Raw genomic sequence first — 19308 nt, 5'->3', positions numbered from 1 at the left:
TCTCTTTCATGCGGTGCCAAGGGGGCGGATTCGGGAGATAGAAGAGTGATCGATGTATCCGGGCAGATACTTAGAGGTCTTGAACGTTCGTGCGTGCCGGCCGAGCGCGACCGGATCGTCGCGGCGCCCACCAATCCCGGTATCGAGCGCATCCAGGCGCAGTTCAGGGGTAATGCCTTCGGGCTGCACCGCCACGACACCTATGGCCTTGGGGTGACGATGCGCGGCGTGCAGACCTTCGCCTATAGGGGCGAGCGGCGCTACAGCGTGCCAGGCCGGGTTATCGTGCTGCATCCGGGCGAGCTGCATGACGGCGGCGCGGCTACGGATGACGGCCTGCTGTACCGCATGCTCTACATGGAGCCGCAGCGGCTGCTTGAGGGGCTGGAGCAGGCGGGCGCCAGCTTGCCTTTTGTCGACGATCCCATCATCGAGGACGGGCCGCTGGCGTCGCTCCTGATGAGCGCGCTTACGGATCTCGAACAGACGCTAGACGAACTGTTCCTTGATGATTTCATCGTCCGGCTGGGATCAGGTCTTGCTGTCCACGCCAAGCAGTTGCAAAGGCCGCTCGGCGCCGTCGCGTGGAATCAGGCGCGGGCGGCGCGAGACTATCTCGAAGCTCATGTGCTGCGCGGCGTCGGCTCGAAGGAGCTGGAAGAGGTCACCGGCCTTGACCGATTTGCCCTTTCTCGCCATTTCCGCGCTGCTTTCGCCACAAGCCCGCACCGCTTCCTGCTGATGCGCCGCCTGCAGTGGGCAAAGGCGATGATTGCCGATGGCGAGCCGCTGGCGGAGGTTGCCGCTGCCACGGGCTTTGCCGACCAAAGCCATCTGACGCGGCATTTCAAGAAGACCTTCGGGATTGCGCCCGGCGCTTGGGGTGCCATGGTCGGGGCAGGGCGGGCGTCTGCCTGATCTTCGGGGCCTTAAAGCCGCACGCTCTCGCCCAAGAAATCAAGCAGCGCGCGGATGCGGGCCGGCAGCGGACCGCCCTGGCCGAGATAGACCGCATGGAATTCCTCGAGATCACCGGGATTGGAATCCTCCAACAGCGGCACCAGGCGGCCGCTCGCAATGTCGTTGCGGATCGTGAAGCTCGCAAGGCGGGCTATACCGACGCCCGAGAGCGTCAGGTGGCGGATTGCCTCGCCATCACCGGCGAGGACAGTGTTCCTGAGTGGAAGGACGATGCGCTCGCCACCCATGCGCAGCGGCCAGCCTTCAACAGCACGCTGATAGGATAAGCCGATCGTCCTGTGATGCGCTAACTCGTCTGGCGAGACGGGCAGACCGTTGGCCTTGATATAGGCAGGGGAGGTCGCGATGATCATCCGTGTCGCGCCGAGCTTGCGGGCGACGAGTTGCGAACTCTTCATCGGCCCGGCGCGGATTGCCACATCGGCACGCTCTTCCATCAGGTCGACGACGCGGTCGGTGTGGCTGATATCGAGCGTGACGGCCGGATGGAGGGAGAGGAAGGCGGGGACGAGGGGTGCCAGAATGTGGTTGCCGAAGGAAGCGCTGGTGTTGATGCGGATTGTGCCGACGGGCTGCTCGCCGGCAGAGGCGTGGCGCTCGGCCTCCGCCATGTCGGCAAGGATTCGGATGCTGCGTTCATAGAATGTGCAGCCTTCCGGCGTCAGCTGCAGCTTGCGTGTCGAGCGGTTGACGAGCCGGGCGCCGAGCCGCGCCTCCAGTCGTGAGAGAAGTTTGCTGACGGCCGAAGGTGTCATGCGACAGGCGCGGGCGGCCGCGGAAAAGCCGCCGAGATCGACGACGCGCACGAAGACTTCCATCTCGCCGGAGCGGTTCACATCCTGCCTGCTCATGATGAATTCAACTCACAAATCCTGTTCTTTCCGGAAGTCTAGTTCATCGCAGAAAGCGGGTCTACCTCTTGGAAAACAACAGGAGATCGCGATCATGGACTATAGATATCTCGGCAAATCCGGCCTCAGGGTGCCAGCCTTGAGTTTTGGCGCCGGCACATTCGGCGGCAGCGGGCCGCTGTTTGGCGCATGGGGCACGACGGATGCAATGGAGGCCCGGCGATTGGTGGACATCTGCCTAGAAGCCGGCGTCAATCTCTTCGACACCGCTGATGTCTATTCCGCCGGTGCCTCGGAAGAGGTTTTGGGGCAGGCGATCAAGGGGCGGCGCGGCGAGGTGCTGATCTCGACGAAGATGGGCCTGCCTATCGGCGATGGTCCCAACGATGCCGGCACGTCGCGCTCGCGGCTGATCGGGGCTGTCGAGGATGCACTACGGCGTCTCGGCACGGACTATATCGATCTGCTGCAGCTCCACGCCTTTGATGCCCATGTGCCTGTCGAGGAAGTGCTCTCGACACTCGATGGGTTGGTGAGCGCCGGCAAGGTCCGCTATGTCGGCGCATCCAATTTCGCCGGCTGGGAGCTGATGAACTCGCTCGCGACGGCCGATCGCCACGGATATTCCCGCTACGTCGCCCATCAGGTCTATTATTCGCTGGTCGGGCGGGACTACGAGTGGGAACTAATGCCCCTCGGCGCGAACCAGGGCGTCGGCGGGCTGGTCTGGAGCCCGCTCGGCTGGGGCCGGTTGACCGGAAAGATCCGCCGTGGCCAGCCGTTGCCGGAAGGCAGCCGGCTGCATCAGACGGCGGAATTCGGACCGCCGGTAGATAATGAAAGGCTGTTCGACATCGTCGATGTGCTGGACCGGATATCGGACGAGACGGGCAAAACAGTGCCGCAGATTGCCATCAACTGGCTGCTTTCCCGCCCGACGGTATCGAGCGTCATCATCGGTGCGCGTAACGAAGAGCAGTTGAGGCAGAATCTCGGCGCCGTTGGCTGGAACCTGACGGCGGAGCAGATCGGGCGGCTCGATGCGGCAAGCGCTGTCACCGCACCCTATCCCTATTTTCCGTACCGGCGGCAGGAGGGATTTGCCCGGCTCAATCCGCCGCTGGTATAGGGCTGCCCGGTTCCCCGGCAGCGTGGCGCAGACCGGGGACTGTTTCGGCTCGAACGGCGAGGCGAACAACCTGTTTCAACGACATCTTTGACTGGACAGAGCGGCCTCCTTGTCCCATAGAACTCTCAAATATGGACTGCCGAATGGTGTGACGAAAAGGGTATGCTCCGATGGCGCTCAGGGATGCGAAGGCGGGTAGACGCAACGAGGTGGGGATTGCGGCAGCTGTCGGCATTCTGAAGCAGCTTTTCGGCGAGCGTTTTCAGACCGGCGAAGCCTTTCGCGCCCAGCACGCGCATACGACTACCTACATTCCCCCGCAGCTTCCGGATGGCGTGCTCTTTGTCGAGACGAGCGACGATGTGAAGGCGGCGGTGAAGGTCTGCGCCGAACACAAGGTGCCGGTCGTGCCTTTCGGAACCGGGTCTTCGCTGGAAGGCCAGGTCAATGCGCCGAATGGCGGAATCTCCATCGATTTCAGCCGGATGAATCGGGTTCTTGAAGTCAATGCCGAGGATCTGGACTGCACGGTCGAGCCGGGCATCACGCGTGAAGAACTGAACGTCTATCTGCGCGATACCGGCCTGTTCTTCCCGATCGATCCCGGCGCCAACGCCTCGATTGGCGGCATGGCGTCGACGCGCGCGTCAGGAACGAATGCCGTCCGCTACGGCACGATGAAGGACAATGTGCTCGCGGTAAGCGCCGTGACGGCGAGCGGCGAGGAAATCCGGACTGCACGACGCGCCCGCAAATCTTCAGCCGGTTACGATCTGACCCGGCTTTTCGTCGGAGCCGAGGGTACGCTTGGCGTTCTCACCTCGATCACGCTCCGGTTGCAAGGTATTCCGCAGAAGATTGCGGGCGGGGTCTGCGCCTTTCCCTCGGTCAAGGCTGCCTGCGACGCCGTGATCATGACGATCCAGATGGGCATTCCGGTCGCCCGTATCGAGCTTCTCGATGCGGTTCAATTACGCGCCTGCAATCTCTATTCGAACCTGTCCTATGACGAGCAGCCGACGCTGTTCCTGGAATTCCATGGCACGGATGAAACCGTGCCGCTGCAATCGGCCCAGTTTGCGGAAATCGCCGCGGAATGCGGCGGCGGCGAGTTTCACTGGACGGCCAATCTCGAAGAGCGCAACAAGCTCTGGAAGGCTCGTCACGACGCCTATTGGGCCTCACGGGCACTGGCTCCGCAGCTTGGCGCGCTGTCGACGGACGTCTGCGTGCCGATCTCGCGACTTGCCGATTGCGTCACGGAAACGCAGGCCGACATCGAGGAGCATGGATTGCTTGCGCCGATCGTTGGCCACGCTGGCGACGGCAATTTCCATGTTCTCCTGCTCTTCGACGACAAGACGCCTGAAGGGATCGCGGTGGCTGAGAATTTCGTTGCGCGCCTGAATGCGCGGGCGCTGGCGATGGACGGCACTTGCACCGGCGAGCACGGGGTCGGGCAGGGCAAGATGTCCTTTCTTGAACAGGAACTCGGGGGTGCCGTCGATGTTATGCGCGGTATCAAGCAGGCGCTCGATCCGGACAACATCTTCAATCCTGGCAAGATATTCCACGCGCGATGAAAATTCGGAAATCACCCTCATCGCGACTTGCCCCTGACACGATTGGCGCTAGGCTAGCACATGCGCAGATTCAAGGCGTTATCGCTGCCATCGTGGGAGGGCGGGCGAATTGCCTTGGGATGATGACGGAATGCGGAATGGAGATGGTTGGCATTGTTAGGTAAGTTTCTGGTCTTCCTGGGTGGATTGCTCGTGGTGGTGCTTTTCGTGGCGCTGCTCGCTCCGCTCTTCATAGACTGGACCGACTTCCGCAAGAATTTCGAGGACCAGGCGAGCCGGATCATCGGCAAGAAGGTGACCGTCCACGGCTCCGTCGACGCCCGCCTGTTGCCGTTTCCTTCCGTGACTTTGCATGATGTGCGGGTCGGGCAGGGGGCGGACGGCAATCCGCTGGTTCAGATTGCGCAATTCTCCATGGACGCCGAGCTTGCGCCGTTTCTCTCGGGCGAGGCACTGATCTTCGACATGCGTGTCTCGCAGCCCAAGGTGCAACTGCGGCTGCTGAAGGACGGCACGCTCGACTGGATGCACGGCAGCCAGCCGGAAATTCCGGCAAAGACTGTCGTGCTCGAGAACGTGCATGTCGATGGCGGCGAGGTGGAATTCGTCGACGAGCAATCCGGTCGCACGCGCAAGGTGACTGATCTCAACGCCGAAATGTCGGCCAAGTCGCTCGCGGGACCGTGGCATATCGAAGGCGATGCGGCGCTCGACGGCGAACACGGCAGTTTCACCATTGCGAGCAGCCAGCCTGATGACAGCGGCGTCCTGCGCATGCGCACGCATTTTCAGCCTGACACCCATCCTGTCAGCATCGATCTCGATGGCGAGCTGAAGCTGGTCAACAGCAAGCCGGATTATCTTGGCGCCTTCACCGCTGGCCTGGAAACGAAGGAAGCGCGCAGCAAATCCGCAGACCAGGCGCCGCCGCCACGGGTCAAGGGCAAGTTCGAGCTGACCAACGAGCGTATTCGCGTTCCCGAATACCGGCTCGAAATCGGCGCCCTCGACGACCCCTATGTGATTACCGGCGAGGCGACGCTCGATGCCGGCAACCAGCCCGAATTTCTGCTGACGGCAGACGGCCAGCAGATCGACGTCAACCGCCTCGGCAATCAGGGCGCAACCGGCAAGACGACGCGCGATCCGGCCGTTTCCGCGCGCCAGCGGCTCAACAATCTGATCGCCATCGCAGGCGCCATTCCCATACCTCAGGTGCCGGGCAAGGCCACCGTCCGGCTGCCGGCAATCGTTGCCGGCGATACAACCATCCGCGACGTGCAGCTCGACCTCCAACCGGCAGGAACCGGCTGGAAGATCGACAATGCGGTCGGCACGCTGCCGGGGCGAACGCAGGTCGAGGCCAAGGGCAGTCTGACGCTGAAGGGCGAACCGAGTTTTTCGGGCAATCTCGTCGTGGCCTCCAACCAGCCTTCCGGTCTGGCATCCTGGCTTGCCGGCTCCGTCGATCCGGCGATACGGCAGCTCAAGGCAGCCGGCTTTTCGGCCGATGTCAGCCTCACGCATAACGAACAGCGGTTCGAAAATCTTGAAGTGGCAATCGGCCCTGCAACTCTGAAGGGTCGGCTGGACCGGCAGGCGCCCGCCAACCAGGCGCCGAAACTTGCGGTCGATCTCGCCGGCGATACGCTCGATCTCGATGCACTGAAGGCCCTGACCGGCCTGTTCACTGGACAGGATGCGGGCGAGGCGGTGCTGGACCACCACATCACCGCGCATCTGAAGGCCGACAAGTTCTCCGCGTTCGGCGTGCAGGCAGACAATGTCGAGACGTCCTTCGGGATTGCCGACGGCGCGCTGACGATGGACAAACTCTTCGTTCGCAACGTTGCCGGCGCGGAAGTGACCGCAACGGGCAAGGCGGAAGGTTCGCTGCTCGACTACAAGGGATCGGGCGAGATCACCTTCAAGGCGGCGGATCCCGGGCCGTTCTTCGAGATGATGAGCAAGCATCTGCCGCATCATCCGGTCATGGATCGGCTGGTGCGCAATGCGGCGTGGTATGGCAACACGGCGCTGCGCGGTGCGCTGACGCTCGGCGGAGACCAGGGCGACGGGCTTGCGCTGACGCTTGCGGGCGTCTCCAACGGCAGCCGCGTCAATCTCGACTACCGCATGTCGGACCTGCTCGCGCTGACCGGCAAGGGAACGACCACGCTCGAAGCGACGCTCGAGAATTCCGTGACCTCCATCCTCTTCGGCCAGGCGGGGCTCGATCCGTTGCCTGTCGAAGCCGATGCCAATGGTCGCCTGACGCTGAAGGTGACCGCAGACGGCACTGACCCGGCCGATGCCGCGCTGACATTTGCCACCGACAAGACGTCGTTTACCGCCAACGGCAAGGTCGACGTGCGGCCAGCCACTTTCCTCAACGGCAATATCGCGCTGTCGCTGGAGAGCGCCGATCTCGATCCCTATTTCGTCATGAACGGTATCGGCCTGCCGCAGATGGGGACGGGGCTGCCGGTGAAGTTTCAGGCGAATGCCGGCATCGATGCCGACAAGATCGTCTTTGCCAACATGAAGGGCCAGCTTGCCGACAATGCTCTCTCCGGCGAACTGACCTTCGACCGCAAGGCGCCCGATGTGAAGGCCAGCGGCCAGATCGCGCTCGACAAGGCCGATCTGGATTGGTTGGGCGAGGCAATCTACGGGCCGATGACGGATGCAACGAGCGGCAAGTTCAGCAAGGGCAAGCTTGGCTTGCCGATGTTTACCGGCCTCGATCTCAATCTGAAGCTATCGGCCAAGCAGCTCTGGCCCGGCGTTTTCGGGCCGATATCCAATTTCACCACCAATGCCGTCTACAAGGGCGAGGAACTGCAGCTGAACGATATCGCCGGCGCCTGGAGCGGCGGCAATCTCAGCGGTAACGTGGTCTTCACGAACTCAGGCGGAACCGGGCTGATGCAGAGCAAGCTTGCGCTTGCGAACGGTGACCTGGCCGCTGTCGCCTGGCAACGGGACGGCGCGCCGGTCGCAGGCGGCCGCTTCGGCCTGTCGCTGGTCATGCAGTCCAGCGGCAAGAGCATGGCCGATCTGGCCGCTTCCGCTAGCGGTTCCGGCGAAATCAAGCTTGGCGACAGCCGCATTCGTGGGCTCAATCTCGGAATACTGCCGCCGCTTCTGTCCGCCACGGACCAGATCCAGGGCGACATTACCGCCGACAAGGTGATGCCGATCGTCCAGACGCTCGTCAACAATGGCGAAGCTGCGCTCGGGCCGATCAGCATTCCGTTCAATATCTCTGGCGGCGTTGTCCGCGCCGAGAATGTCACGGTCGCGAACGATCTTGCCAAGCTCTCGGGCGACGTCGAGCTCGACCTGCCGAACCAGCGCATGCGCGGCTCCATCGGTGTCGATCTGAATGCCGGCGACGAAGCGCAGACCGGCGCCGATCCGGCTCTGCGTCTCGATTTCAACGGGCCGCTGGCGACACCGCGCCGAACGATCGACGTTGCCGACATTACCGGTTTTCTCTCGCTGAGGGCGTTTGAGCGCGAGCGCCGCCGGGTCGAGCGTCTCCAGGCAAATGTACTGGAGAAGCAGCGGCTGCGGCGCGAGGTGGCTCTCTACAAGTTCGATGCCGCTCAACGCGAAATCCAGCGGCAGCACGATGCCCTGGTCGAGCAGCAGCGAAGCGCCGAAGAGAAGCGCCTGCGCGTGCTGGCGCAACAGGCCGAGGAAGAGCGCCAGGCGGAGGCTGAAGCGAGGGCAAAGGCCGAGGCCGATGCGAAGGCAAGAGCGGATGCGGAAGCGAAGGCGAGGGCGGATGCCCAGCGGCAGATCCAGGGCGGCCTGCCGTCAACGACGCCGGGAACTCTCAACTTCAACGGATTGCCGGGGGTCGCGCGGTAGCCGCAGCCGACGCGAATGGTCGTTAGCGGCTTCGACCATTCTTTCGGGATTGTTTTCCCCGAGGGCTCAGGTGCGGCGTTCCTTCAGCCATTTCAGGACGCAGAGGCGTAGCGCGGATGACAGATTGCTGTCCGGCTCGCGTTCGTCGTCCACTTCGGAAATCAGGGCGGCAAGCGATATTTCGCGCGCGGCGGCAATTGCCTTCAACTCGTCCCAGAAGGCGTCTTCCAGGGAGAAACTCGTTCGGTGGCCGTGAAGTGTCGCGGAATGCTTGCGGATCATCGTCGATCCTTATGAAATATTGGAAGGTGTTCGGAATTAAAAAATTGATTCAGCAGTGTCGCGCAAGCGTTTGATTTCAGAATAGTTCGGCAAAAGAGCGGCTGTCAATCTTCCGATTTCGGCGGCTCCAGGCGGCCTTGATCGTGGGATCTTTCGGCCTTGTCGTTCAGGGCCTTGGTCAGGTTCTTTTCGGTCTTGGTCCGGCCGAAGCTGATGCGGTGCTGTTCAGCCTGCTTGTCTTTTTCGGAGCGAGCCTGCTTCTTGCGAAACTGGCGCAGATTGACGATTTCAGCACTCATCGGCTTCATCCTCGCAATATCAAAAGGGAGGCTACTGCCTCCCTCAAAGTGATCACTGCTTCTTGCGGAACGCATCCAGCGAGACGACGGAGCCGGGTTTCTTTTCATCCCCGTCCTTCGGAGCGGCAGTTTCTTCCCCACCTTCAGCGGCAACGGGATAGGCCGTGATCTCTGCTGCGGGCAGTTCTTCCTCGTCGGCGAGCGGCACATCGAACTCGAGTTCGAAATTCACCGACGGGTCATAGAAGCCCCGGATGGCGTTGAAGGGGATCACCAGCTTTTCCGGCACGTCGGAAAAGGAAAGACCGATCTCGAAATGGGTTTCGGTGATCTTCAGTTCCCAGAACTGGTGCTGGATGACGATGGTCATCTGTTCCGGATATTTCGATTTCAGGAGCTGCGAGATGCGCACGCCCGGTGCGCCGGTCAGGAAAGTGATGAAGAAATGATGATCGCCGGGCAGGCGGCCCGTCGTGCCGACTTCAGTCAAAACCTTGCGAATAACCCCGCGCAGCGCGTCCTGTGCCAGAATGTCGTAGCGGATATGGTCCTGACCCATGCTTTCCTGTCTTTCGTTGGCCGTCGTCTTAACAAGGCTATATGGCACGGCATGCGGCATCGGGAAACCCCCGGGGCACGAGTCATGCGTCACCAACCATACATGATTTCTAAAAGGGGGAGAAGGTGAAGGCTTCTGTTGCCAGGTGCCTTCGGACCCCGCCTTAAGGTGCGAACCTTCAGGACTTGATTTGAAGTGTCACACTGCGATTAAGCAGCGAGACGAGCTTCCGCATAGTTGTCGTTTGCAACTACAATTTTAGCCCGATAACGGCGGAACAATGCCGAGCAAAAAGTCGATCTTTACACCCTTGTCGATCCTATTTCGCCCCCATCAAAAGCCGGTCTCGATCGGCCGGTTTTTGGTGGAGGCGCCGGGTACCGCCCCCGGGTCCAATAGGCTTATTCCATCGCTCATTTATCGCCATAGCCGGCCCGAAGACCGGCATGGGTGATATAGTGTTTTCCGAAGCCCAAGGAAAGGGCAATCGTCATAAATGGTTCGTCAATCCGACAGGTTAGCCGTTAAAAGCGGGGAAAAGGCCCGCGGTCCTGCGGCGGCAATTGGTTTTGCGATCCGTTATGCTTAAATGCGAATCGATAGAATCGGCGGCGGAACGCAATGAAACAGTATCTCGATCTTTTGAGCCATGTGATGGAAACCGGCACCGACCGCGGCGACCGCACCGGCACCGGCACACGCTCGGTCTTCGGCTATCAGATGCGCTTCGATCTTGCCGACGGCTTTCCTGTCACGACCACGAAGAAGCTGCATCTGCGGTCGATCATCCATGAACTGCTCTGGTTCCTGAAGGGCGATACGAACATCGCCTATCTCAAGGAAAACGGCGTCTCCATCTGGGATGAATGGGCCGACGAGAACGGTGATCTCGGCCCGGTCTACGGTGCTCAGTGGCGCTCCTGGCCGACGCCTGACGGAGGTCATATCGACCAGATCGAGCGGCTGATCGAGGGTATCAAGACCAATCCGAATTCGCGCCGCCATATCGTTTCCGCCTGGAACCCGGCCGAGGTCGACAATATGGCGCTGCCGCCGTGCCACTGCCTTTTCCAGTTCTATGTCTCCGACGGCAAGCTTTCCTGCCAGCTCTATCAGCGTTCGGGGGACATCTTCCTTGGGATTCCCTTCAACATCGCATCCTACGCGCTGCTGACGATGATGGTAGCGCAGGTGACCGGGCTCAAGCTGGGCGATTTCGTCCATACGCTTGGCGATGCCCATATCTACAAGAACCATTTCGAGCAGGCGAAGCTGCAGCTGAGCCGGACTCCGAAGGCGCTGCCGACCATGCGGATCAATCCGGCTGTCCGGGATATTTTTTCGTTTAAATACGAGGACTTCGAGCTGGTCGGCTACGAAGCTGATTCAAATATCAAGGCGCCGATTGCAGTCTGAGGCGGCGGGTTTGCAGCTCGCCTAGGATGCCTCGTTTCACACATCTATTTGTCTTGAGGGATAGAATGAAATTCATTTCGACCGCACTCGCCGCCACTTTGGCCGCGGCAGCGCTTTCCGGCTGTGTCGATCAGGCCAATACGCCGATCCTCGTCCCGGTCTCCTCGGCCGAACAGGTTGCTCCGGCTGTCCATGCAATGTGCGTCGGTGACGCCAATGCGGCCTATAACAGGCAGGTCGAGGAATTCAACAAGCGGGCGCAGATGAGCGGACAGTACACCCTCACATCCCAGATGAGCTACGATCAGCTCCTGCAGGCAAAGGGCGCTGCCCGGCGGAAATATCTGTCCTGCGTGGCGAGTGAGGGCTACAAGCCGATCTATTGATGCCTTGGTCTGGGAGGAAGCCCTGATGTCCCATGTTACGAAAACCATTGTGGTTGCGGTTTCCCGAAACGGCATCATCGGACGCGAGGGCGGGTTGCCATGGCGGCTGTCGACCGACCTGAAGCGCTTCAAGGCTTCTACACTGGGCAAGCCCGTTGTCGCCGGGCGCAAGACATTCGAATCCTTCGGTAAACCGCTGCCCGGCCGCCCGAACATCGTCATCACCCGCGATCGCGACTACAGCCCGGCCGATGTGCATGTCGTCCACTCGCTCGTCGAAGCTTATCGGCTCGCCGAGCAAGTGGCGGGCGAAATGGGGGCGGAAGAGATCTGCATCATCGGTGGTGGCGATATCTATCGGCAGGCGATGGACGACGCCGATAAACTGCTGATCACCCATGTCGAGACCGAGGTCGACGGCGACACGTCCTTTCCTCCGGTCGATCCGGCCATATGGCAATCAATCGAGGAGATCGCCGTCCCGGCCGGTGAAAAGGACAATTATCCGACCCGCTTCGTCACCTATGTCCGGCGACAAGCCTAGGCAAAATCAACTATTTTTCCAATAAATCAGCCGAAGTTCCTCAAGTCTCGTTGAAAGCCTATGCGCCGATACCTATAACGGTGACAATCGCTGCTGCCTGCCGGTTTCCGCAGGCGAATGCGTGGGGCGTATTATCAACGAAGAGGTCTTGATGCCTTGGAGCAATCAGAATGGCGGCGGCCCATGGGGCGGCGGCGGGGGGAACAATCAGGGTGGACCTTGGGGGCAAGGACCGAACCGACCGCGCGGAAGCGGCGGGCCTCCAGATCTGGAAGACATCATCAGGCGTGGCCAGGATCGTCTGAAGCGCTTTCTGCCCGGTGGATTCAACGGTGGCGTCTTCGTGATCATACTCGGCGTTATAGTCGTCTTCTGGCTTATCCAGTGCATCTATACCGTTCAGCCTGACGAGCGTGGCGTCGAGTCCCGCTTCGGAAGGCCGCGCGAAGAAATCTCCATGCCCGGCCTGCATTTCCATTTTTGGCCAATGGATAGCGTCGAGATCGTCAAGATCACCGAGCAGCAGCAGAATATCGGCGGCCGCGCAACATCGAGCTCCACTGCCGGCCTGATGCTGACGGGCGACCAGAACATCGTCAATGTTCAGTTCTCGGTTCTCTATACGATCAGCGATCCCAAGGCCTATCTCTTCAACCTCGAGAGCCCGGCCGAGACGCTTCAGCAGGTCGCCGAAAGTGCGATGCGCGAGATTGTCGGCCGTCGTCCGGCGCAGGATATTTTCCGCGACAACCGCCAGCAGATCGCCGTTGAAGTGAAGAACATCATCCAGGATACGATGGACCGCTACCAGTCGGGCATTTCCATCAACGCCGTGCCGATCGAGGATGCTGCTCCGCCACGCGAAGTGGCCGATGCCTTCGACGAAGTACAGCGCGCGGAGCAGGACGAGGACCGTTTCGTGGAAGAGGCGAACCAGTACGCCAACCAGAAACTCGGCCAGGCCCGCGGTCAGGCGGCCCAGATCCGCGAAGAGGCTGCTGCCTACAAGAATCGCGTGGTCAAGGAAGCCGACGGTGAAGCCCAGCGCTTCGTTTCCATCTACGATCAGTATGCAAAGGCACCTGACGTGACCCGTCAGCGCATGTTCCTTGAAACCATGGAATCCGTGTTGAAGAACTCCAACAAGGTCATCCTCGACAACAAGCAGGGTGTCGTGCCCTATCTTCCGTTGAACGAAATCAACAAGCCGCTCAATCCGGCTCCGTTGTCGCAATCGCAAGCGCAGGAGGTGAAGTGATGTCCTCCAGCCGTTTGCCAGCCATCTTCATCGGTATCGTCATCATCCTTGTGATTGCCTACTCCTCGGTCTTCGTCGTCAATCCCCGCGAACAGGCAATCGTCCTGCGCTTCGGTCAGATCCGTGACGTGAAGACGGAACCGGGCCTCTACTTCAAGCTGCCCTTCGCCTTCATGGATGCTGACCGCGTGCAGTATATCCAGGACCAGGAACTGCGCTTCGATCTGGACAATATCCGTGTCCAGGTCTCGGGCGGCAAGTTCTACGAGGTCGATGCTTTCGTGGTCTATAGGATCACCGACGCACGGAAATTCCGTGAGACGGTGTCCGGTGACCGCGACGCGGCGGAATCGCGCTTGCGCACCCGCCTCGATGCGTCGCTGCGCCGGGTCTACGGTCTGCGTGGCTTCGAAGCTGCTCTTTCCAACGAGCGCGCATCGATGATGACGGAAGTGCGCGACGACCTGCACCGCGATGCAGAAACGCTCGGCCTCAACATCGAGGACGTTCGCATCCGCCGGACCGACCTGACGCAGGAAGTCTCGCAGCAGACCTATGACCGCATGAAGGCGGAACGTCTTGCCGAAGCAGAACTCCTGCGTGCTCGTGGTAACGAGGAAAGCCAGCGCCGCAAGGCGGTAGCCGACCGCCAGGTGGTCGAGATCGTTGCGGATGCGCAGAAGGATTCGGAAGTCCTGCGCGGTGAGGGCGATGCCGAACGCAACCGCATCTTCGCCGACGCCTTCTCCAGGGATCCTAGCTTCTTCCAGTTCTACCGCTCGATGACGGCTTATCAAAACGCGCTCGGCTCCAGTGGCACGACGCTCGTGCTGCAGCCGAATTCGGATTTCTTCCGTTACTTCGAGAACCCGAACGGCACGCCTCCGGCACCGCAGCCCGGCGCTCCGGCGCTCGCTGCACCGTCATCCACGGCGCCGGCTGCTGCTCCGTCCGTTCCGGCGGCTCCTGCAGCGAACTGATTTGCTGATAGCCTGATGCGATGTTTTTGCGGGGCCGTCCGAAAGGATGGCCCCGCAATATATTCGGGCTTTTCTGCTCGCTCAGACGCGGCAATTGCGTCGGTTCCACGGAAACTATATTGAAGTCCGAAAAGAGCTTGGACGGTCGTCTTAAGGCTGGCTATATGCAGTACGAAATCGCTAAAAGGTGATTTCGTGCTTCATTATTCCGCCTTATGTTGATGTTCATATCCGCGACTTCCCTGTTCCATGAGGATGCTTGATGGCTGCCACCATTCGCTTGTCCGTTAGACGCTCGTTCGCCTTGATGGCCAGCGTGGCATTCATTGCCGGTTCTACCTTGGGCAGCGCCCAGCAAGCGCTTGCGCAGAGTGCGGAGGTCGCGCCAAGCGGCACCACCGCGCCTGCAACACCAACTCCGCCGGCAGCGCCAACTGCGCCGGACGTGCAAGCCGCACCCTCGACGCCACCAGCTGCGCCTCAGCCAGCGGCTCCGGCGGCACCTGCACCCGCTCAGGCAGCCAATCCCGCGCCTGTCGCCCCTGCAGTACCTCCCGTTGCCGCAAGCCCAACCGCTCCGCAGCCAGCGGCTCCGGCGCCCGAAGCACCCGCACCAGCTCAGGCAGTCAATCCTGCGCCCGTTGCTCCGCCAGCGCCTCCCGTCGTCGCGAGCCCGGCTGTGGCCAACGGTCCGGCTTCGGTGGCCGATCTGGCGCAGGGCCTGCTCGGCGCCGTCGTCAACATCTCGACGTCGCAGAAGGTCAAGGACGAGGGCGTCGGTCCGTCGCCGAAGGTGCCCGAGGGTTCTCCCTTCCAGGATTTCTTCAACGATTTCTTCAAGAACAGGAACGGGCAGAGCAATAATCACAAGGTGAGCTCGCTCGGTTCCGGCTTCGTGATCGATCCCAAGGGATACATCGTCACCAACAACCACGTCATCGAAGGCGCGGACGATATCGAGGTGACGTTCCCGAGCGGCAACAAGCTGAAGGCGCGGCTGATCGGCACGGATACGAAGACCGACCTTTCCGTGCTGAAGGTCGAGCCGAAGCAGCCGCTGACATCAGTGCATTTCGGCGATTCCTCCACCATGCGCATCGGCGACTGGGTGATGGCGATCGGCAATCCCTTCGGTCTCGGCGGCTCGGTTACGGTCGGCATCGTGTCGGCACGCGGACGCAACATCAATGCCGGGCCCTACGACAACTTCATCCAGACGGATGCTGCGATCAACAAGGGCAATTCCGGCGGGCCGCTCTTCAACATGAAGGGTGAGGTCATAGGCATCAACACTGCGATCATTTCGCCGAGCGGTGGTTCGATCGGCATCGGCTTCGCCGTGCCTTCCGAGCTTGCTTCGGGCGTCGTGGCGCAGCTGATGGATTTCGGCGAGACGCGCCGTGGCTGGCTCGGCGTACGTATCCAGCCGGTTACCGATGATGTCGCCCAGAGCCTCGGCCTTGATGCGGCCAAGGGCGCGCTTGTCGCCGGCGTGATCAAGGGTGGTCCGGTCGACAACGGTTCGATCAAGGCAGGCGACGTCATTCTCAAGTTTGACGGCAAGGTGGTCAACGAAATGCGCGACCTGCCGCGGGTCGTCGCCGAGAGCCCGGTCGGCAAGGAAGTCGATGTCGAGATCATGCGCGATGGCAAGCAGCAGACCGTCAAGGTCACGCTTGGCCGGTTGGAAGACAGCAACGACAAGGCTGCCGCGGCCGATACCGACAATTCGGCACCGGGTCTTGCACCCGACGACAACGGCAATGACGACGGCAATGGGGTCATCAATCCCGATCAGGGCGATGAGGGCGACGATTCGGACGGCCAGGATCAGGGCGATCAGCAGCAGAATCCGGCACCGCAGGCAGTCCAGAACGTGCTGGGCATGAAGCTTCAGGCGCTCAATGCCGACAACCGCAAGTCCTTCGGCATCGCCGACAGCGTCGACGGCGTCGTGATCATGGAAATCGCCCCTGGTTCGGCCGCAGGCGAAAAGGGGCTGAAGGCCGGTGACGTAATCGTCGAAGTCGCCCAGGAATTCATGCAGAGCCCAGGCGCCGTTCTGGCAAAGGTCAATACGCTGAAGAAGGAAGGCCGTCGCAACGCGCAGATGATGATCGCTTCGGCCAATGGCGACCTGCGCTTCATCGCCGTGCCGCTGGAATAGCCTGATCTCTCAACCGGCCTGCCGGCGGCGCCACTGCTTAGCCGTCAGCCGATAGAGGATGTGACGCCTCAGCTGCGGATGGCTATCGGGTATATCGGGATGGTCGAAATCGCCTGATGGGTCGCGCTGCATGCCGATCCGGCGCATCACGGCTTCGGAGCGGTCGTTGCCTTCCACCGAGAAGGATATGATCTCGTCGAGCGGCAGCGTTTTGAAGCCATATGCCAGTACGGCTGCTCCCGCCTCGCTGGCAAATCCATGACCCCAATGCCGGGCCGAAAGCCGCCAGCCGATCTCGACGGCCTCGGCGGGCAGGAGCGGCGCAAGATTGGGCTTCGACAGGCCTGAAAAGCCGATGGGCTCTGCCGTTTCCCTGATTTCCAGCACCAGAAAATCCAGACCGTCTTTTGCCGGCATGTTCAGCAGCATGTCGAAGATCGCGTCGGCATCGGGTCGCGTTCGCTGGAAGGGGTGGAAGACAAGCACGCGGGGATCGGAATTGACTTCAAAAAACAACTCGCGATCGCGCTCCTCGCAATTGCGCAGGATGAGCCGGTCCGTCTCGATGCGTGTCATTGCTCGGCTCGCCATTTCTCGGCGGTGATGCGGTAGAGTACGTGCGGTTTGAGGTAGAGGTGGGTGTCCGGAACACGCGGATGAATGAAGCTGCTCGGGATATCCTGGCGCATCCCGATGCGTTTCATGACAGCGGTCGAGCGTTCGTTGTTGTAGACGGCGAAGGAGACGATTTCGTCAAGGCCATGCGTCTCGAAGCCATGGGCGAGGGCGGCTTTTGCCCCCTCGCTGGCGAGGCCCTTGCCCCAATATCGGGCTGCAAGCCGCCAGCCGATCTCGACGGTTCCCAACGGAATATACGGCTCTATATCCGTACGAACCAGCCCGATGAAGCCGATCAACTCGCCGGTCGACTTGAGTTCGGCCGCATAGAAGCCGAGGCCAGTCTCTGCGATCATCTCCTGCATTCGCGCAAAAACGGCATCGGTCTCGGCGCGAGTGCGGCGAAAGGGGAAGAATTCCATGACCCGGTCGTCGGAATTGATTTCGAAGAACAGCTCGCGATCGCCGTCACTGTCGTCCCAGTTGCGGAGGATCAGCCGCTCGGTTTCAAAAATGTGCATGGCATGGCTCTGCTTATGGCTGTATTATCAATCGAAGCGGTTGTATTTCAGGCTTTGACAAAATCCGTCTTGCGGTAGCCCTGGATGTAGAGAAGGGCGGTCAGGTCAGCGTTGTCGATGCGCATTCTGGCTTCGGCGGCTACCGCCGGCTTGGCATGCAGGGCGACGCCGGAGCCGGCGAGTTGGAGCATGCCGAGATCGTTGGCGCCGTCGCCGACGGCCATTGCCTCGTCGGGTGAAATGCCGAGTGTTCCGGCGATCTCGTTGAGTGCATCGACCTTGGCCTGCTTACCGAGGATCGGCTCGGCGACGAAGCCGGTGAGCACGCCGTTTTCCTCGAGCAGGATGTTGGCGCGGTTTTCGTCGAAGCCGAGGGTTGCGGCGATACGGCTGGTAAAGACGGTGAAGCCGCCGGAGACTAGGGCGGTGTAATAGCCCTTGGCCTTCATCGTGGCGATCAGTTCCGGGCCACCAGGCGTCAGCGTGATGCGCTTGGCGATGACGTCGTCGACGACTGACAGGGGCAGGCCTTTCAGCAGGGCGACGCGTTCGCGCAGCGCCGGCTCGAAGGCGATCTCGCCGTTCATGGCGCGGGCGGTGATCGCGGCGACCTTTTCCTTCAGGCCGACTTCGGCGGCAAGCTCGTCGATGCATTCCTGGCCGATCATGGTGGAATCCATGTCTGCGATCAGCAGCTTCTTGCGCCGTGTGTCCGCATTCTGGACCACGAGATCGATCGGCGCGTTGCCGATGACCGCCAGAATATCGGCTTCCATCGCGCGGATGTCGCTTCCGTCCCTAAGCGCTATATCGCAGGCAATGCCATCCGCGAGCCAGTAGAGACCTGAGCCGTTGACGGCTTTTGCAGCCTCTTCGGCGAGGGCGGGTGTCAGAACGGGATTTGACGGATTGGCAATAAGCGTGGCAACGAAAGCCATGATCAGAAACCTTGTGAGCGACAAGTCTTGAGCGAGATCGATGCGATCCTGATAACCGGGCCGACCGCCAGCGGCAAGTCCGCGTTTGCCGTCGAACTGGCGAAAGAGCATGGCGGCGTGGTCGTGAACGCCGACAGCATGCAGGTCTACGACACGCTGCGGATCCTGACGGCCCGGCCTTCGGATGAGGATATGGAGGGCGTTCCACATTACCTCTACGGCCATGTTCCCGCCGGCCAACCCTATTCGACGGGTACTTGGCTGCGCGAGGCTTCCGCGTTGATCGGCGAGTTGAAGATTAAGGGCCGGCTGCCGGTTTTCGTTGGCGGCACGGGGCTTTATTTCAAGGCTCTCACCGGCGGTCTGTCCGATATGCCCGAAATTCCGGACGATATTCGCAGTCGGTTGCGGCAGCGCCTGCTTGATGAAGGACCGGCAGGATTGCATGGAGAACTTAGAGGTCTCGATCCCTCGATGGCGGAAAGTCTCAATCCGCAGGACGGTCAACGCATCGTTCGGGCGCTGGAAGTGCTTGAAGCTACCGGCCAATCGATTTCCGCATTTCAGGACCGCCGCGGCCCAGTCATCGTCGACCCGGATCGCGCCCGGAAGATCGTTGTCTTGCCTGATCGAGCCTTGCTGCATCAGCGCATCGACAGCCGCTTTGAGAAGATGTTGGCAATGGGAGCGGAAGAAGAGGCCAGGGCGCTGCTCGCCCTTGATCTGCCGCCCGAAATGCCGGTCATGAAGGCAATCGGTGTTTCGCAGATTGCGGCGATGATCCGAGGGGAAATGACTGTCGCTGATGTGTTGCGGACGGGAGCCGCGGCGACCCGCCAATATGCCAAACGGCAGATGACCTGGTTCCGAAACCAGATGGATGAAAGCTGGGAGCGGATCGCGCCTTAGGCAGGCTT

18 protein-coding genes and 1 other RNA gene are annotated in these 19308 nt (G+C 61.0%); 11 read left to right on the top strand and 8 right to left on the bottom strand.

From position 1 onward, the window contains the following. Positions 1–48 precede the first annotated feature (48 nt). Positions 49–918, top strand: coding sequence for an AraC family transcriptional regulator (locus DTW90_RS01030; RefSeq protein WP_246664894.1), 870 nt, complete (start codon positions 49–51; stop codon positions 916–918). Between the two features lie 11 nt (positions 919–929). Here the strand turns inward: DTW90_RS01030 and DTW90_RS01025 are convergent, their stop codons facing one another. Further along, complete coding sequence (locus DTW90_RS01025; RefSeq protein WP_132524260.1) at positions 930–1832, bottom strand: LysR family transcriptional regulator; 903 nt, start codon at positions 1830–1832, stop codon at positions 930–932. Positions 1833–1926: 94 nt separating this feature from the next. Here DTW90_RS01025 and DTW90_RS01020 point away from each other — a divergent pair, with 94 nt between their 5' ends. The 3 genes from DTW90_RS01020 to DTW90_RS01010 all read left to right on the top strand — a co-directional run bounded on the left by DTW90_RS01020 (position 1927) and on the right by DTW90_RS01010 (position 8423). After that, on the top strand, positions 1927–2961 hold the full coding sequence (locus DTW90_RS01020; protein WP_149336057.1) for an aldo/keto reductase: 1035 nt from the start codon (positions 1927–1929) through the stop codon (positions 2959–2961). A gap of 170 nt (positions 2962–3131) precedes the next feature. Further along, positions 3132–4544, top strand: a complete 1413-nt coding sequence (locus DTW90_RS01015) for an FAD-linked oxidase C-terminal domain-containing protein (protein ID WP_149336056.1) — start codon at positions 3132–3134, stop codon at positions 4542–4544. A 153-nt stretch (positions 4545–4697) separates the two neighbouring features. Beyond that, on the top strand, positions 4698–8423 hold the full coding sequence (locus tag DTW90_RS01010) for an AsmA family protein (RefSeq protein ID WP_149336055.1): 3726 nt from the start codon (positions 4698–4700) through the stop codon (positions 8421–8423). A 66-nt stretch (positions 8424–8489) separates the two neighbouring features. Here the strand turns inward: DTW90_RS01010 and DTW90_RS01005 are convergent, their stop codons facing one another. From DTW90_RS01005 to ssrA, 4 genes are all read right to left on the bottom strand, one after another. Continuing rightward, positions 8490–8705 carry a ribbon-helix-helix domain-containing protein gene (locus DTW90_RS01005; RefSeq protein WP_149336054.1) on the bottom strand — a complete coding sequence of 72 codons (216 nt, stop codon included), beginning with the start codon at positions 8703–8705 and terminating at the stop codon, positions 8490–8492. A 104-nt stretch (positions 8706–8809) separates the two neighbouring features. Then, positions 8810–9004 carry a DUF4169 family protein gene (locus tag DTW90_RS01000; protein WP_149336053.1) on the bottom strand — a complete coding sequence of 65 codons (195 nt, stop codon included), beginning with the start codon at positions 9002–9004 and terminating at the stop codon, positions 8810–8812. Positions 9005–9056: 52 nt separating this feature from the next. Then, positions 9057–9563, bottom strand: a complete 507-nt coding sequence (locus tag DTW90_RS00995) for an SspB family protein (protein ID WP_149336986.1) — start codon at positions 9561–9563, stop codon at positions 9057–9059. 124 nt (positions 9564–9687) lie between these two features. Beyond that, positions 9688–10048: a transfer-messenger RNA gene (gene ssrA, locus DTW90_RS00990) on the bottom strand. A gap of 136 nt (positions 10049–10184) precedes the next feature. Here ssrA and DTW90_RS00985 point away from each other — a divergent pair. The 6 genes from DTW90_RS00985 to DTW90_RS00960 all read left to right on the top strand — a co-directional run bounded on the left by DTW90_RS00985 (position 10185) and on the right by DTW90_RS00960 (position 16314). Further along, entirely contained in the window at positions 10185–10979 is a 795-nt protein-coding gene (locus tag DTW90_RS00985) for a thymidylate synthase (protein ID WP_132524266.1), read from the top strand. 65 nt (positions 10980–11044) lie between these two features. Beyond that, positions 11045–11365 (top strand): hypothetical protein, encoded by a 321-nt coding sequence (locus DTW90_RS00980; RefSeq protein ID WP_132524267.1) that lies wholly within the window; start codon positions 11045–11047, stop codon positions 11363–11365. Between the two features lie 25 nt (positions 11366–11390). Beyond that, positions 11391–11909 carry a dihydrofolate reductase gene (locus DTW90_RS00975; RefSeq protein WP_132524268.1) on the top strand — a complete coding sequence of 173 codons (519 nt, stop codon included), beginning with the start codon at positions 11391–11393 and terminating at the stop codon, positions 11907–11909. 151 nt (positions 11910–12060) lie between these two features. Beyond that, positions 12061–13167 (top strand): FtsH protease activity modulator HflK, encoded by a 1107-nt coding sequence (gene hflK, locus DTW90_RS00970; protein ID WP_132524269.1) that lies wholly within the window; start codon positions 12061–12063, stop codon positions 13165–13167. Beyond that, positions 13167–14147, top strand: coding sequence for a protease modulator HflC (locus tag DTW90_RS00965; protein WP_132524270.1), 981 nt, complete (start codon positions 13167–13169; stop codon positions 14145–14147). The genes hflK and DTW90_RS00965 overlap by 1 nt, the downstream gene beginning before the upstream one ends. Positions 14148–14409: 262 nt before the next feature. Continuing rightward, positions 14410–16314 carry a Do family serine endopeptidase gene (locus DTW90_RS00960; protein WP_246664865.1) on the top strand — a complete coding sequence of 635 codons (1905 nt, stop codon included), beginning with the start codon at positions 14410–14412 and terminating at the stop codon, positions 16312–16314. A gap of 9 nt (positions 16315–16323) precedes the next feature. On the opposite strand, the gene DTW90_RS00955 is transcribed toward DTW90_RS00960, so the two are convergent. Genes DTW90_RS00955 through serB form a run of 3 tightly spaced genes read right to left on the bottom strand, consistent with a single transcriptional unit; the run spans position 16324 to position 18391 of the window. Further along, positions 16324–16890, bottom strand: coding sequence for a GNAT family N-acetyltransferase (locus DTW90_RS00955; protein WP_149336052.1), 567 nt, complete (start codon positions 16888–16890; stop codon positions 16324–16326). Then, positions 16887–17453 (bottom strand): GNAT family N-acetyltransferase, encoded by a 567-nt coding sequence (locus tag DTW90_RS00950; protein ID WP_149336051.1) that lies wholly within the window; start codon positions 17451–17453, stop codon positions 16887–16889. Before DTW90_RS00950 ends, DTW90_RS00955 begins: the two co-directional genes overlap by 4 nt. Positions 17454–17500: 47 nt before the next feature. Further along, positions 17501–18391 (bottom strand): phosphoserine phosphatase SerB, encoded by an 891-nt coding sequence (serB, locus tag DTW90_RS00945; protein WP_149336050.1) that lies wholly within the window; start codon positions 18389–18391, stop codon positions 17501–17503. 27 nt (positions 18392–18418) lie between these two features. Between serB and miaA the strand changes: the two genes are divergently transcribed. Further along, the gene (gene miaA / locus DTW90_RS00940; protein WP_149336049.1) at positions 18419–19300 is read left to right on the top strand and encodes a tRNA (adenosine(37)-N6)-dimethylallyltransferase MiaA; all 882 of its coding nucleotides are present in this window, start codon (positions 18419–18421) and stop codon (positions 19298–19300) included. The last annotated feature ends 8 nt before the right edge of the window (positions 19301–19308 follow it).

It is taken from the genome of Neorhizobium sp. P12A (assembly GCF_008365395.1).
In the GTDB taxonomy this organism is placed as follows: Bacteria; Pseudomonadota; Alphaproteobacteria; order Rhizobiales; family Rhizobiaceae; genus Rhizobium.
Note: the sequence above shows the minus strand (reverse complement) of the source record. Positions and strands in the feature narration are given on the sequence as shown.

Excerpts from the sequence above, each read along its gene's own strand:
- DTW90_RS01025 (WP_132524260.1), bottom strand. The coding sequence starts at position 1,832 with ATGAGCAGGCAGGATGTGAACCGCTCCGGCGAGATGGAAGTCTTCGTG.
- DTW90_RS01020 (WP_149336057.1), top strand. The coding sequence starts at position 1,927 with ATGGACTATAGATATCTCGGCAAATCCGGCCTCAGGGTGCCAGCCTTG.
- DTW90_RS01015 (WP_149336056.1), top strand. The coding sequence starts at position 3,132 with ATGGCGCTCAGGGATGCGAAGGCGGGTAGACGCAACGAGGTGGGGATT.
- DTW90_RS01005 (WP_149336054.1), bottom strand. The coding sequence starts at position 8,705 with ATGATCCGCAAGCATTCCGCGACACTTCACGGCCACCGAACGAGTTTC.
- DTW90_RS01000 (WP_149336053.1), bottom strand. The coding sequence starts at position 9,004 with ATGAGTGCTGAAATCGTCAATCTGCGCCAGTTTCGCAAGAAGCAGGCT.
- DTW90_RS00995 (WP_149336986.1), bottom strand. The coding sequence starts at position 9,563 with ATGGGTCAGGACCATATCCGCTACGACATTCTGGCACAGGACGCGCTG.
- DTW90_RS00985 (WP_132524266.1), top strand. The coding sequence starts at position 10,185 with ATGAAACAGTATCTCGATCTTTTGAGCCATGTGATGGAAACCGGCACC.
- DTW90_RS00980 (WP_132524267.1), top strand. The coding sequence starts at position 11,045 with ATGAAATTCATTTCGACCGCACTCGCCGCCACTTTGGCCGCGGCAGCG.
- DTW90_RS00975 (WP_132524268.1), top strand. The coding sequence starts at position 11,391 with ATGTCCCATGTTACGAAAACCATTGTGGTTGCGGTTTCCCGAAACGGC.
- hflK (WP_132524269.1), top strand. The coding sequence starts at position 12,061 with ATGCCTTGGAGCAATCAGAATGGCGGCGGCCCATGGGGCGGCGGCGGG.
- DTW90_RS00965 (WP_132524270.1), top strand. The coding sequence starts at position 13,167 with ATGTCCTCCAGCCGTTTGCCAGCCATCTTCATCGGTATCGTCATCATC.
- DTW90_RS00960 (WP_246664865.1), top strand. The coding sequence starts at position 14,410 with ATGGCTGCCACCATTCGCTTGTCCGTTAGACGCTCGTTCGCCTTGATG.
- DTW90_RS00955 (WP_149336052.1), bottom strand. The coding sequence starts at position 16,890 with ATGACACGCATCGAGACGGACCGGCTCATCCTGCGCAATTGCGAGGAG.
- DTW90_RS00950 (WP_149336051.1), bottom strand. The coding sequence starts at position 17,453 with ATGCACATTTTTGAAACCGAGCGGCTGATCCTCCGCAACTGGGACGAC.
- serB (WP_149336050.1), bottom strand. The coding sequence starts at position 18,391 with ATGGCTTTCGTTGCCACGCTTATTGCCAATCCGTCAAATCCCGTTCTG.